We start from the raw sequence: 12913 nt of genomic DNA on the forward strand, positions 1-12913 counted from the left end.
GCCACTTCCACTTTTTATAATCTAGTTCCAGCGGCTAGAATGTTCGGTGGCTTCGCTTCTTCCTGCGAGGCAAAGAACGCCTCTACGTCTGAAGCTCCATCCTCCTCACATTCTGAACGAGCCGCTTCCACTTTTTATAGTAATTCAAACACTCCCGCTGCTCCCATTCCGCCACCGATACACATTGTTACGATACCGAATTGTTGGTTGCGGCGTTTCATTTCGTGAATAAGAGATAGTGTTAGTTTTGCTCCTGTACAGCCAAGTGGATGTCCAAGTGCGATTGCACCGCCGTTTACGTTTACTTTTTCTTCATCTAAACCAAGCTCACGAATAACTTGGATCGATTGAGAAGCGAATGCTTCATTTAGTTCGAATAAGCCAATATCAGATAGCTCTAAACCAGCTAATTTTAACGCTTTTGGAATTGCAGCAATTGGGCCGATTCCCATTACTTCTGGTGGTACGCCAGCTACTGCAAATGAACGGAATTTCGCAAGTGGTTTCATGCCATCACTCACTGCTTTTTCACGATCCATTAATAGTACAGATGCTGCACCGTCACTCATTTGTGAAGAGTTACCAGCTGTTACAGAACCGCGAACGTTAAATGCTGGACGTAATTTACCTAAAATGTCTAGCGACGTTTCTGCTCTTACACCTTCGTCTTGTGCGAAAATGATTGTTTCTTCTTGCAGTTTATTGTTTGATCCAACAGTACGTAACGTTACATCTACAGATACTGTTTCATCAGCAAAGTTCCCTGCAGCTAATGCATTCGCAGCACGTTGATGACTTCTTACTGCAAATGCATCTTGTTCTTCACGAGAAATTCCATATTTCACAGCAACTTGCTCTGCTGTATGTCCCATACCCATATAATATTCTGGAGCTGCTTCAACAAGGCGACTATTTGGACGAACAACGTGTCCCATCATCGGAACTAAACTCATTGATTCCGCTCCGCCTGATAATACTGCTTCCGAGTGACCAAGCATAATACGCTCCGCTCCGTAAGCAATACTTTGTAACCCTGAAGAACAGTAACGGTTAATTGTAATAGCTGGAACATCGTAAGAAAGTCCTGCTAGTCCGCCGATATTACGAGCCATATTTAAACCTTGCTCTGCTTCTGGCATTGCACAACCGAAAATTAAATCGTCGATTGGTCCTTCATAATTCGCACGCTTTAACGTTTCCTTTACTACTAACGCCCCTAGATCGTCAGGACGAACTGTTTTTAATGAACCCCTCTTTGCTTTTCCAATTGGTGTTCTTGCTCCCGCAACAATGACAGCTTCTCTCATGAACGATATCTCCCCTCGTTATTAGTTACGTAATGGCTTTCCTTTTACAAGCATGTGCTGCATTCTTGCTTGTGATTTCATCTCACTTACTAAGCTAATAAATGCTTCACGTTCTACATCTAATAAATACTGCTCATCAACTTCTGTTCCGTACGGCACTTTTCCGCCCGCAATGACATATGCAAGTTTCTTCGCAATGTGAAGATCATGTTCAGAAATGTAACCTGATAAATGCATTGCTTCTGCACCAAGTACAAGTGTTGCATATCCTGTTTCACCAACAACTGGTATCTTTTTGCGAATCGGCGCTTTATAACCTGCTTCATATAAAGAAAGTGCTTTTTGTTTCGCATCATATAGTAAGTGATCACCATTCACACTAATACCGTCTTTATCGCCTAAGAAGTTGTTCGATACAGCTTCTTGTGCTGATGTAGAAACTTTCGCCATCGCTACAGATTCGAATACTTTATTCGCAACTTTTTGCAGATCAAACTCTACACCGTTTGGCATTTTATTTAAGTGTTTAATGTATAGCTCTTTATTACCGCCTCCGCCAGGGATTAAGCCAACACCAACTTCTACTAAGCCCATATACGTTTCGCTAGAAGCTTGAATGCTAGCTGCTGGTAAACAAACTTCTGTACCTCCGCCAAGCGTCATACCGTATGGTGCTGCTACAACCGGCTTAGAAGAGTATTTAATTTTCGTCATTGCATCTTGGAAGTTTTTCACAACCCACTCAATTTCAAAGTAGTTGTCATCTTGTGCTTCCATTAAGATCATTGCTAGGTTCGCACCAACGCAGAAGTTCTTCGATTGGTTACCGATAACAAGACCTTTATAATTCTTTTCTACTTCATCAACAGCGTAGTTAATCATTTGCGTAATATCCATACCAATTGCATTGCTCTTCGAATGGAATTCTAAGCAAAGGATGCCGTCACCTAAATCAATTAAGCTCGCTCCGCTATTTTTCTTTAAAACGCCATTTTTCGCTTTTAATTGTTTAAGAGAAATTGCCTTTTTATTACGTTCGATTAGCTTATATTCGCCATTATCGTAATAGTAGCTATCTCCGTTATCATGTTTGTAGAAAGTAGTGAAACCTTTCTCTACCATTTCTTTCACCCAAGTCGGAACAACTGCACCGTTTTCTTCCATCTTTTGAACGGACTTTTCAACGCCAATTGCATCCCAAACTTCAAATGGTCCTTGCTCCCAGCCGAAGCCCCACTTCATCGCTTGGTCAATTGCAACGATATCGTCAGCAATTTCTTTATGAAGTTTTGCAGAGTATAAAAGAGTCGGTGTAATGATGTTCCATAACAACTCTCCTGCACGGTCTTTCGCGTATACAAGCGCTTTCAATTTATTCGATAAACCTTTTTCTTGTTTACTTAACTCGATAGATGCAGCTTTTAATTTTTTGCGAGCTTCGTACTCCATCGTTTCAGGGTTCAATTCTAAAATTTCTTTTCCTTGTTTTAAGAAGAAGCCTTGACCTGTTTTGCTTCCAAGCCATTTTTTATCAAGCATGTCATGCATGAAAGCTGGTACTTTAAATACATCACGCTCTTCTTCTTGTACGTTTTCATATACGTTATTTGCAACGTGTACGAATGTATCTAAACCGACAACATCTAATGTACGGAATGTTGCACTCTTCGGACGACCAATAAGTGGGCCTGTTACAGAATCAACTTCCCCAATGCTATAGCCGCGTTTTATCATCTCTTGAAGAGTTACTAATAAACCGTACGTACCGATGCGGTTTCCAATAAAGTTTGGTGTGTCTTTTGCGATAACAACGCCTTTTCCAAGAACGTCTTCGCCAAATAGTTTCATGAAGCTTAATACTTGTGGATCTGTTTCTTTCGTCGGTATTACCTCTAGAAGTTTTAAATATCGTGGTGGGTTAAAAAAGTGTGTGCCTAAGAAGTGCTTCTGGAAGTCGTCTGAACGACCTTCTGCCATTTTTTCTACTGAAATGCCTGACGTATTCGAGCTTACAATAGAACCCGTTTTACGAACAGCATCTACTTTTTCAAATAGTTTCTTTTTAATATCTAAGTTTTCAACTACTACTTCAATAATCCAATCAACATCAGCTAGACGCTCAAGATCATCTTCTAAGTTACCTGCTTCGATCAGTGCTAGATTTCCTTTCACTGTCAGAGGAGCTGGTTTTTGCTTTAGTAGTTTTTGCACAGCCGTATTACTAAAACGATTTCTCACACTTTTATGTTCTAATGTAAGTCCCTTCGCTTCCTCTTCTTTTGTTAGCGCAGGTGGTACAATATCAAGCAATAATGTCGGAATACCAATATTAGCTAAGTGTGCCGCAATCCCTGAACCCATTACGCCTGAACCTAGAACAGCAGCCTTTTTAATTTGGAACATCCAATTCTCCCCCTATTCTTGAATGAATGCTCATTCAATTTTTCGACATAAGTCGCAATCAATGAGTGAGCCTCTACTAATAAATATATGATACAGTTTGAATTTTCGCAATATATTTATTGATAAAATTTTCTGAAATAAATATTTTTCTTTTATTTGCCCATGCTATATATATGTATTTTCTTCACTCAAATACACTTTTCCTTTTTATAATCTGACGAAAATGGAGGAATATATATGGCAAAACTTAAGAAGAACCCTTCAAAGGCTGGAATTAGCGCAGCAAGCGTAACGGGAAATGCAGGTCCGCATAATCACGGTGTGGAAAAGGGCCGTCAAGGTAATAACCAACAATATAAGAAGCATAATATGGGCGAAAAATAACGGTATATTTTTGGGCAGAAAACGTGGCATAATGGGTAATGGCTGCTTTTTCTGCCCAATTTATTTGTACATATGGAAAACAAAAGAGGGAACGATGATGAAACGAACAATAGTTATGATTGTAATGATTGCTACACTATTTACAGGGATGATTTTCTTCTCTTATGCACAAAGGCAACAAGCTGTAAGAGCGGATCAACCTAACATTACTGGGCAATACGGCATTACAATCGATGCAGACACAGGTGAAATTTTGTATGGAAAACGGGAAGACGAACGCTCTTATCCGGCTAGTATAGGGAAAATGATGACTACCTTACTCTTACTAGAGAATGTAAAAGAAGATGAAGAAATTACGGTTACAGAGAACGCAATTAAAACGGAAAGTCAAAGTAAGAAGATTAAACTTCGTGCTGGGGAAAAGTTAAAGCGTGATGAGGCATTAAAACTTATGCTTATCATTAGTGCAGACCCAATCGCTGAATCTATCGCAGAACATATCGCAGGATCAAAAAATGAATTTGTAAAAATGATGAATGCAAGAGCGAAGGAACTTGGTACAAAGCATGCGACTTTCAAAAATGCAAGTGGTGCTGATGCACTCGGAAATAAAGTATCACCATATGATATTGCTATGATTACGAAAGAAGCATTAAAGTACCCAGTTGTTTTAGAATATATGAATTCAACACGTACAACTCTACATACTTCAGAACGCTCTCCAAACATCGCAAACTATGGACGAGAAGAACTATATGACGATCCATATGCAATTGGAAGTAAAAGCGGTCTATCAGCACTCGGAAAATATACGGTCGTAACAGTGGATGAAAAAGACGGTAAACGCGTCATTAATGTTGTATTATCTTCTACTCGCACACAACTATATCCTGATACGAAAAAAATGGCACATTACGCATTTCAGCAATTAAAATAACCAAGGAGTATTTTCTCCTTGGTTATTTTTTAACCATACCTTTTAATACGAACGCAACGTTTGCTGGACGCTCTGCTAGACGACGCATGAAGTAGCCATACCAGTCGTTTCCATAAGGTACGTAAACACGCATTTTGTAACCTTCTTTTACTAGCTCAAGTTGACGCTCATTACGAATACCATATAACATCTGGAATTCAAATTGGTCTCTTGGAATGTTGTGTTCTTCGGCAAGTTTTTTCGTATATTCAATAATCGCTTCGTCATGTGAAGCAATTGCAGTATAATTTCCATTTAATAAGTGCATTTTAATAATTTTTTTATAGTTATCATCTACATCTTTCTTATCCGGGAACGCTACCTCTTCAGGCTCTTTATAAGCTCCTTTTACAAGACGTAAATTAGGACTATAAGCATTTAATTCTTCCATATCTTTTTCTGTACGATATAGGTAAGCTTGAATAACTGTACCAATATTATCGTATTCAGATTTTAATTGTTTAAAGATCTCAATTGTTTTCCCGCAGCGCGTATAGTCTTCCATATCAATTGTAATAAACACACCATTTTCTTTTCCAGCTTCTAAAATACGGCGCATATTGTTCATTACGATTTCATCAGAGATATCTAATCCCATAGAAGTCATCTTTAAAGAAAGCTGCGAATTAAGACCTTCTCTTCCAATTGCACGAATCGCTTCAATCGATTCGCTAGCCATTTCATTTGCTTCCGCTTCGTTATCAACGAATTCACCTAAATAATCGATTGTTACACAAAGACCTTGCTTATTTAATGCTTTAATTGCAGCTGTCGCTAATTCAATCGTCTCCCCTGCGACGAAGCGACCTGCACCAAAGCGCAAACCATACTTTTTAGCCAGTTTTGTTAGCGCTTTATTTTTTGACAAGAAAAGAAACGAATTTCGCATTAATTGTTCCATGTAATTCACCCCTATGACTGTGATTTATCTGTTTTTTACCCCTCTTCAAAATTATATCACTGTTTAAAATTATTGGATACAAATAATTATTTAGATAATTTATAAAATACTATAAAAACATTTAAAACCCTATATTTCCGCTTATAAATATGCAGGGAATATTTTTCGACATTTAGAAAAAACGAATTTACTAGGCACAAAATAAGCATGTCGAAAATATTCGACATGCTTATAAAACCCTTTATATTCCATGTAAATTATATAAGGATATTAATACTGAAAACTTGAGATTATATTTACCTCAAGTTTTTTATTGCTCATTTCTCTTCTCTTCATTCAGCTTTTTAATATCTGTAATTAACTGTACCATCTCTTCTTTTGCATCGGGATATGTCTCATTCCAGTGCTTCACTAAAGCTGGCATCGTCTTTGCAATATAAGAATACAGGGCCCACTTCTGTACCTGTTCTTTTCTCTCTTCATTGCTCTCTCCCAGTAATAACTCCGTGTATTTCTCTAGTAATCCGTCAAATTGCTCGTTAAACTTTTCACTCATTTTATTTACCTCCTATATGAAAAAAGCAGCGAAAATCGCTGCTTTTTCTTATAATTTTGATCGAACAGAGTTTAATTTCTTCTCCATTGTGCTTACTTTATCACGACGATCATCGATACGAATTGTTGTTGCAACGCGCTGTGCACCTTTCGTATATGGAACTTCATGCATTTGTTGAATTACTTCTAGAATGACAGGAAGATCTCCTTCAATTACTGTATTCATTGGTGTTAATTGATACTTCACGCGATCTGCATTTTTCTCTAGCACCTTTTGTACTTCTGCTACATATTCACTAACACTTGGATTACCCGTTCCTACTGGAATAATCGATACGTCAACAATTGCCATAGTAGTCTTCCTCCTATAATTGCTTCTTATATATCCATTGTCTATTTTACCGAAATACTCATCATTTTACTAATTTGTTATTCCTCTATTTTAAACTGCTCAACCAATCTTTCTAAGTCTCTCATATGCTCCGTCAAACTTTCCATCGTATGAGCTACCTTTTCTAGATGACTCACTTGAGATTCAGTTGCAGCATTTACTTCTTCCGAAACAGCTGCGCTTTCTTGACTCGTACTAGCAATTGTATGCATTACCGTTGTAATTTCTCCTTGCTTATAACCGATGTTATGTACCTCTTCTACAATTTGTTCGACTGAAGTACTAATCGTATTTACAACTGACATAATTGTGCGGAATTCCGTTTCTGCCTCTGTCGTAACTTTATTTTGTATATCTGCAATATCTTTTAATTTACTTACAACTTCTACAACCCGTCTTACCTCTACTTGTACATCGCCAATCATCGTTGCGATTTCTCCTGTCGCCTCTTTAGATTGTTCCGCTAACTTTCGAACTTCTTCGGCCACAACAGCAAAGCCTTTACCTTGTTCCCCTGCACGTGCCGCCTCAATTGAAGCATTTAAAGCAAGTAAATTCGTTTGATCCGAAATACCTTTTATAAGCTCTACAACATTTTGAATCGATCCAACTCTTTGCTCTAACTTTCCGGATGCTTCCTCTGTATGAACAACAATCGATGATGATTGGCCCCTCGTACGAACTAAATTACGCATCGTATTTAATCCTTGCTTAGATGCCTCTTCAGCTTTGCCAGCCACACCTTTTATTTCACCAACGGAGTGATTCATTTGTTCCACTGACTGCGCCATATTCTCGAGCTGTTCTGAAACTTCATCTACACTATTAGCAAGAGTGGACGCTCCTCCGCTCACATCATCCATTGCACCTGATACTTCTCTACTAGCTGCTACAGTTTCATTCGTTAAATAATGTAGATTATTCGTTGATTGTTGCACTGTTGATACACTATTTTTAATTTTACTTACCATTTCATTCATTTGCTCAACCATATGATTAAAGTGGTTCGTCAGTTCTCCAACTTCATCCTTACTTGTCACTTTCATTTGCAACGTTAAATCACCTTCTGCTACTTTTTGAACGTGATTCGTTAATAGTTGCAATGGTCTTGCTAATCTTCTTGAGAACAAGTATGAAGCTGCGATTCCAACTAATAAGCTAATACAAGCCATTATAATGACTGTATTTCTCGTACTATTTAATAGCCCATCAATCGTTTCTTTCGGATAAAAAATTCCTATTTTCCATTTCATCAAATCAAATGACTGGCTATAAACAACTACATCTTCACCTTTTAATGTAGTGACAGCATATTTTGTTACCTCTTTATTTAAACTCTTCACAAGTGGCTCTTTCGAAACATCTTTCCCTATTTTCTCTGGGTAAACAAGAGCCATACTTTTATCATTTATAATAAACATTTCTCCGCCATTATTGTATTGAATATTATGAAGTAATTTCTGAATTGTTCCAAGTGATACATCCATCGCAACAACACCTAATACAGATCCATCTTGAGCTGTAATTGCTTTAGAAACTCCCACGCTTAGCTTACCTGTTGCAATTTCATACATAGGTTGTCCCCAGTGAACCTTTTTCACATCAGCTTCTGAGTCTTTATACCATGATCTTGTCGTTGGATCATATCCTTCTGGCACTTGTCCACCTTCAGCAAGATTGGCACTTAATGTTTTTTTATCTTTCGTACCAATATATAAGTCTAAAATGCCAGGATGATTCTTTTTGTACTCCGAAAACTCTTTCGTCAAAAAGGCTTCTTCTTCTGGAGTAACACCGTCTTGAAGTATATTACGAACCATCTCACTGTTCGCATAATATCCCATATCTTCATCCGTTCTTTGAACAAATGTCGTAAGTTGCTCTGTCACAAGATCCATCGTATTTTGAGAATACTGGTCTAAGGAGCGCACTTCCTTCTCTTTCTGTAATTGATACATTGCTGTACCTAATATTACAAACATCATAGAAATAAGCACCGAAAATACTACCGCAATTTTTAAACGTAAACTTCTTAACATCTTCCCCCAAGCATCCCCTTCTCGTTGTATTGTAATCATATTAATCACTATATTAAGTATAATGGATAAAATTAAAAAATTGAAATTAATTCTCATCTCAATTTGAGTAGACAACCTACTACCACTTGTGCAAAAACAAATAGTTCATTATCCTTAAGCTATATAATCTCATTCGTTCGGAGGGAACTATGTTACAAAAATTCGGTTTCTCACAATATGAAAGCCAAGCTTATGAAGTTGTCGTATCAAGCAACGAACCACTAGATGCTACAACGATTGTGAAGCACTCTGGTGTTCCAAAAGCAAAAATATATGAAGTGCTAGCACGCCTGATCGATAAAGGGATGGTAATGGATTCTGTTTCAGAAAAGAAAAAGCTGTATACAGCTTTACCACTCAAGCTAGCAATTGAAAAATTAACGACAGAATTCCAATCAAATATTAAAGAATTGGAAACAAATATATCGAAAAAATCATTTACAGATGACCGTGTGTGGAGCTTAAAAATGCAATCTTCTATTCGAGTGCAAAGTAAGGAACTCATCGAAAGTGCAAAAGAATCGATTCGCATTTCAGCTTGGAATGATACTCTTTTAGAATACCTTTCTTCATTAGAAGAAAAAGCAAAACAAGGCGTCAAACTCGAGTCCCTTATAGTTGGACAAGTAGAAACAGACTTAGAAAACATGCATTTTCTAATCCCAACTGAAGAACCTAATGCATTAGAACGCTACTTGCTGCTAATCGTTGACGACCGCGAAATTTTATTTGCTGGTGTAGAGCAAGAGTCATGGCAAGCGATGAAAACAATGTCACAACCTTTCGTAAAGTTCTTTACAGAATTCTTCTATCACGACGTTGCACTTGCAAAAATTACAGAGAAGCATCTGGATCTCTTCATGCAAGATGAGGAAATTAAAAGTTTGTTGCGGAAGTTGCGGTATTAATTGCATACAAAAAAGGAGTCTAGTTCTTCACCTAGACTCCTTTTTATTTTCCTCTTTTATCTCCATCAACAGCTCAATAATTTTCTCATTTTGCTCCACTTGTTTCTCTGAATTTTGATAGATGCAACGAATCCACTCTAATACAAAAACAACTACAACTATCGGCAATAGTGCAAGTATTATACCGAATATCGAGAAATTAAACATCATTTTTCTATCACCTCGCTGCATACAACTTTCTCCATATACCTACTAAAACCTGCAATTTTTTACAAATAAAAAAAGAACCTATCAAACGATAGATTCTTCCTTCGCAAACTGAGCAGAACGTCCTCTCGTAATAGAGAAAATCGCACAAAGCAGCGCTAATATAATAAAGCCGCCTCCTACCCAAGCGTTATATATAACAGATGATTTTTCAATAACAACTCCGCCTACTGTTGAACCGAGTGCAATTCCTAAGTGAAGGGCAGAATTATTTAAACTTTGCTGAATACCAGCTGATTCTGGCGCAATTTCAATTAAATAATTTTGTTGCGCTGGCGAAATAGCCCAGCTCAGCATACTCCAAAGTCCCATCATAATAATGAACAGCGGGAATGAGAATGTCATCATTGGTAATATAAAGATTGCACATGCAAATACAATAATGATGGAAATAATACTTTTCTTCGATCCCCATTTATCAGCAAGCAAGCCCCCAAGACCGCCTCCAAGTACCGCTGCAATTCCGAAAATGAAGTAAAATACACTAATCCAATCCGCTTCCACGTGCATCACATCTTTTAAAAATGGTGTTAAATATGCATATAGTGTTAAATGCCCCGTTAAAAATAAAAATGATGTTAACTGTGCACTTACGATTTTCTTATCTTTTAACGTAGCAATTTGTTCTCTTATTGATAACACTGATGTCGGTGGTACTTTCGTTAAGAATAATGAAATACAAGCGATTGCTATAACTGTTAATACCGAAATTAATACAAATGGTGCACGCCATCCATATGCATTTCCGAGTACAAGTCCAAGTGGTACTCCAAGTACGAGCGATCCACTAATCCCCATGAAAATAATTCCAATTGCACGCGCACGAAAATGCGGTTCTACAACACTAGAAGCAAGTGTTACTGATAGTGCAATAATAAGCGAACCACTCGCTGCACAAACAACCCTTGAAAACATTAACATCCCGTAATTCACACTAAATGCTGAAATAATATTTCCGATTAAAAAAATTGATAATGCCCCAATGTATAATCTTTTTCTTTCAAATTTTCCAGTTACCGCTAATAAAACCGGACCTGATAAAGCAAACACTACTGAAAATATTGTTATAAGCTGACCAGCTGCACTAATAGATACTCCTAAATCATTGGCAACTAGATCGAGCGTTCCTCCTATAATTAGCTCAACCGTTCCGACTACGAAAGCCGCGATAGCTAAAATATACACACGAAAATTCAAGTTTTTCCCCACGCTTTCTATTTTGGTTACTACGACTATAGTAACCAAAATAGAAATTGAAAACAAGTACAATTTTTTTACAGTAAAAAAACAGGCGTATCATACGCCTGCCTTCTAATTATGAAACACTATTTTTGTTCTTCTTATTTAAATACCAATACACCGGCAGTCCAGTAAAGACAATTCCAATTGATAAGAAACAACTTACCGGATCATTAATAATCGCACTTCCAAGTACAAACAATGATCCTAAAATCGCAACGATTGGTACAATCGGGAATAACGGTACACTGTATGCACGCTCTTTATTCTTGTTACGTTTTCTTAAAATGAAGACACCAATAAACGTCATTACATAGAAAATATAAATAATGAATACGGAAATCTCAGATAGCTTATTCGGATCACTAATAATCATTAAAATAATTCCTAAAATGATTTCAACAGTAATCGCATTTGCTGGTGTTTTAAATCTTGGACTTTCCTTTGCGATAAACTTAGAAAACGGAAGGTGTCCACGCTCTGCCATCGACATCGGAATACGTGGGAACGTTAAAATCTTTCCATTTAAACAACCGAAAATAGAAACGATAATACCGATACTAATGATTTTTCCGCCATATTCTCCAAGTAACATGCCCGCAGCTGTCGCTGTTGCATTCTCTCCAAGGTCTACAATTTTCGCTGCTGGTAATACATTTAATAACGCTAAGTTAATTAGTACGTAAGCAGCCGTTACAATTAAAATCCCAACTGTCATCGCTTTCGGTAATAACTTTGTTGGATTCTTCATTTCTCCGCCAATCGAAGCAAGTAGAATCCAGCCGTCATAAGCAAATAATGTTGCTAAAATTGCCATACCGATACTTTGATTTTCTGATATCGGCACTACTACATTAAATATATCGCTATTCCCTTTCCAAAAACCTAGTACAACAATTAATACGATCGGAATCATTTTCCCAATTGTCGTGATTGTTTGAACGATACCTCCGTATTTTGTTCCCAGACTATTTACAACGCCAAGGAACACAACTGTTCCAATAGCAATTGGTAAATTCCATACTTTATCTAAATAGAAAAAATTAATCATTAAAGAACTAAAGTACAATCCTAATGTTCCAATAATAGCTGGTCCATAAACAATCGTTTGCATCCAGCCTGATAAATATCCCCAAAAGCTTCCGTAAATCTCCTCTAAATACGTATACAACCCACCATTTTTCGGGATTTGCGCTCCAATTTCAGCTACTGTTAAACCACTGGCTAGCGTCAATAGTCCACCAATTACCCAAGCAAGAATAGCCATATTAGAACTCCCTGAGTAATCTAATACGCTCCCTGGTTTCATAAACACACCAGATCCAATAATCGTTCCTACTACGATAGAAAGTGCTACTGTTAAACCAATTTTGTTCTTCTCATCATGATGCATGCTGCGTATCCTCCTTCCAATTCTAGTGTGATGCAAAAATGAAATAAAAAAACACTCCTCCCTAAAAAAGGGACGAGTGTTGTATTCGTGGTTCCACCCTTGTTTCAATTC

12 protein-coding genes and 1 other annotated feature (1 of these 13 cut by a window edge) are annotated in these 12913 nt (G+C 37.4%); of the genes, 3 read left to right on the top strand and 9 right to left on the bottom strand.

Translation table 11 applies throughout. The annotated features are described in order from the left end of the window. Nucleotides 1-134 precede the first annotated feature (134 nt). Together ILS93_RS20975 and ILS93_RS20980 are read right to left on the bottom strand one after the other, a co-directional pair. Nucleotides 135-1307, bottom strand: a complete 1173-nt coding sequence (locus ILS93_RS20975; protein ID WP_064476267.1) for an acetyl-CoA C-acetyltransferase — start codon at nucleotides 1305-1307, stop codon at nucleotides 135-137. Between the two features lie 21 nt (nucleotides 1308-1328). Further along, the gene (locus tag ILS93_RS20980; protein WP_064476266.1) at nucleotides 1329-3710 is read right to left on the bottom strand and encodes a 3-hydroxyacyl-CoA dehydrogenase/enoyl-CoA hydratase family protein; all 2382 of its coding nucleotides are present in this window, start codon (nucleotides 3708-3710) and stop codon (nucleotides 1329-1331) included. Nucleotides 3711-3947: 237 nt separating this feature from the next. On the opposite strand from ILS93_RS20980, the gene ILS93_RS20985 reads away from it, so the two are divergent. Both ILS93_RS20985 and ILS93_RS20990 read left to right on the top strand, forming a co-directional pair. Then, entirely contained in the window at nucleotides 3948-4094 is a 147-nt protein-coding gene (locus ILS93_RS20985; protein ID WP_001096344.1) for a YuzL family protein, read from the top strand. Between the two features lie 97 nt (nucleotides 4095-4191). Then, on the top strand, nucleotides 4192-5031 hold the full coding sequence (locus ILS93_RS20990; RefSeq protein ID WP_064476265.1) for a D-alanyl-D-alanine carboxypeptidase family protein: 840 nt from the start codon (nucleotides 4192-4194) through the stop codon (nucleotides 5029-5031). A 22-nt stretch (nucleotides 5032-5053) separates the two neighbouring features. On the opposite strand, the gene ILS93_RS20995 is transcribed toward ILS93_RS20990, so the two are convergent. From ILS93_RS20995 to ILS93_RS21010, 4 genes are all read right to left on the bottom strand, one after another. Continuing rightward, nucleotides 5054-5971: a proline dehydrogenase family protein gene (locus ILS93_RS20995; RefSeq protein WP_000436767.1), complete on the bottom strand. Its 918-nt coding sequence runs from the start codon at nucleotides 5969-5971 to the stop codon at nucleotides 5054-5056. A 310-nt stretch (nucleotides 5972-6281) separates the two neighbouring features. Continuing rightward, the gene (locus tag ILS93_RS21000; RefSeq protein WP_001290592.1) at nucleotides 6282-6527 is read right to left on the bottom strand and encodes a YusU family protein; all 246 of its coding nucleotides are present in this window, start codon (nucleotides 6525-6527) and stop codon (nucleotides 6282-6284) included. A 48-nt stretch (nucleotides 6528-6575) separates the two neighbouring features. After that, entirely contained in the window at nucleotides 6576-6878 is a 303-nt protein-coding gene (locus ILS93_RS21005) for an MTH1187 family thiamine-binding protein (protein WP_001018862.1), read from the bottom strand. A 77-nt stretch (nucleotides 6879-6955) separates the two neighbouring features. After that, nucleotides 6956-8956: a methyl-accepting chemotaxis protein gene (locus ILS93_RS21010; RefSeq protein ID WP_222661353.1), complete on the bottom strand. Its 2001-nt coding sequence runs from the start codon at nucleotides 8954-8956 to the stop codon at nucleotides 6956-6958. A gap of 188 nt (nucleotides 8957-9144) precedes the next feature. On the opposite strand from ILS93_RS21010, the gene ILS93_RS21015 reads away from it, so the two are divergent. Next, nucleotides 9145-9903 carry a TrmB family transcriptional regulator gene (locus tag ILS93_RS21015; RefSeq protein WP_064476264.1) on the top strand — a complete coding sequence of 253 codons (759 nt, stop codon included), beginning with the start codon at nucleotides 9145-9147 and terminating at the stop codon, nucleotides 9901-9903. 27 nt (nucleotides 9904-9930) lie between these two features. On the opposite strand, the gene ILS93_RS21020 is transcribed toward ILS93_RS21015, so the two are convergent. The 3 genes from ILS93_RS21020 to ILS93_RS21030 form a co-directional block, all read right to left on the bottom strand. After that, nucleotides 9931-10113 carry a hypothetical protein gene (locus ILS93_RS21020; protein ID WP_222661355.1) on the bottom strand — a complete coding sequence of 61 codons (183 nt, stop codon included), beginning with the start codon at nucleotides 10111-10113 and terminating at the stop codon, nucleotides 9931-9933. A gap of 81 nt (nucleotides 10114-10194) precedes the next feature. After that, nucleotides 10195-11379 (bottom strand): MFS transporter, encoded by a 1185-nt coding sequence (locus ILS93_RS21025; RefSeq protein WP_098103575.1) that lies wholly within the window; start codon nucleotides 11377-11379, stop codon nucleotides 10195-10197. Between the two features lie 106 nt (nucleotides 11380-11485). Beyond that, nucleotides 11486-12802 carry an APC family permease gene (locus ILS93_RS21030; protein ID WP_064476262.1) on the bottom strand — a complete coding sequence of 439 codons (1317 nt, stop codon included), beginning with the start codon at nucleotides 12800-12802 and terminating at the stop codon, nucleotides 11486-11488. A gap of 65 nt (nucleotides 12803-12867) precedes the next feature. Next, nucleotides 12868-12913 (bottom strand) — a binding site (T-box leader) (it continues 191 nt past the right edge of the window).

Source organism: Bacillus sp. 16GRE42 (assembly GCF_019837435.1).
Lineage (GTDB): Bacteria > Bacillota > Bacilli > Bacillales > Bacillaceae_G > Bacillus_A > Bacillus_A wiedmannii.

What these genes read in the sequence shown, in the direction of transcription:
- ILS93_RS20975 (WP_064476267.1), bottom strand. Translation starts at nt 1,307, where the DNA reads ATGAGAGAAGCTGTCATTGTTGCGGGAGCAAGAACACCAATTGGAAAA.
- ILS93_RS20980 (WP_064476266.1), bottom strand. Translation starts at nt 3,710, where the DNA reads ATGTTCCAAATTAAAAAGGCTGCTGTTCTAGGTTCAGGCGTAATGGGT.
- ILS93_RS21015 (WP_064476264.1), top strand. Translation starts at nt 9,145, where the DNA reads ATGTTACAAAAATTCGGTTTCTCACAATATGAAAGCCAAGCTTATGAA.
- ILS93_RS21020 (WP_222661355.1), bottom strand. Translation starts at nt 10,113, where the DNA reads ATGATGTTTAATTTCTCGATATTCGGTATAATACTTGCACTATTGCCG.
- ILS93_RS20995 (WP_000436767.1), bottom strand. Translation starts at nt 5,971, where the DNA reads ATGGAACAATTAATGCGAAATTCGTTTCTTTTCTTGTCAAAAAATAAA.
- ILS93_RS20990 (WP_064476265.1), top strand. Translation starts at nt 4,192, where the DNA reads ATGAAACGAACAATAGTTATGATTGTAATGATTGCTACACTATTTACA.
- ILS93_RS21030 (WP_064476262.1), bottom strand. Translation starts at nt 12,802, where the DNA reads ATGCATCATGATGAGAAGAACAAAATTGGTTTAACAGTAGCACTTTCT.
- ILS93_RS21010 (WP_222661353.1), bottom strand. Translation starts at nt 8,956, where the DNA reads ATGTTAAGAAGTTTACGTTTAAAAATTGCGGTAGTATTTTCGGTGCTT.
- ILS93_RS21000 (WP_001290592.1), bottom strand. Translation starts at nt 6,527, where the DNA reads ATGAGTGAAAAGTTTAACGAGCAATTTGACGGATTACTAGAGAAATAC.
- ILS93_RS21005 (WP_001018862.1), bottom strand. Translation starts at nt 6,878, where the DNA reads ATGGCAATTGTTGACGTATCGATTATTCCAGTAGGAACGGGTAATCCA.
- ILS93_RS20985 (WP_001096344.1), top strand. Translation starts at nt 3,948, where the DNA reads ATGGCAAAACTTAAGAAGAACCCTTCAAAGGCTGGAATTAGCGCAGCA.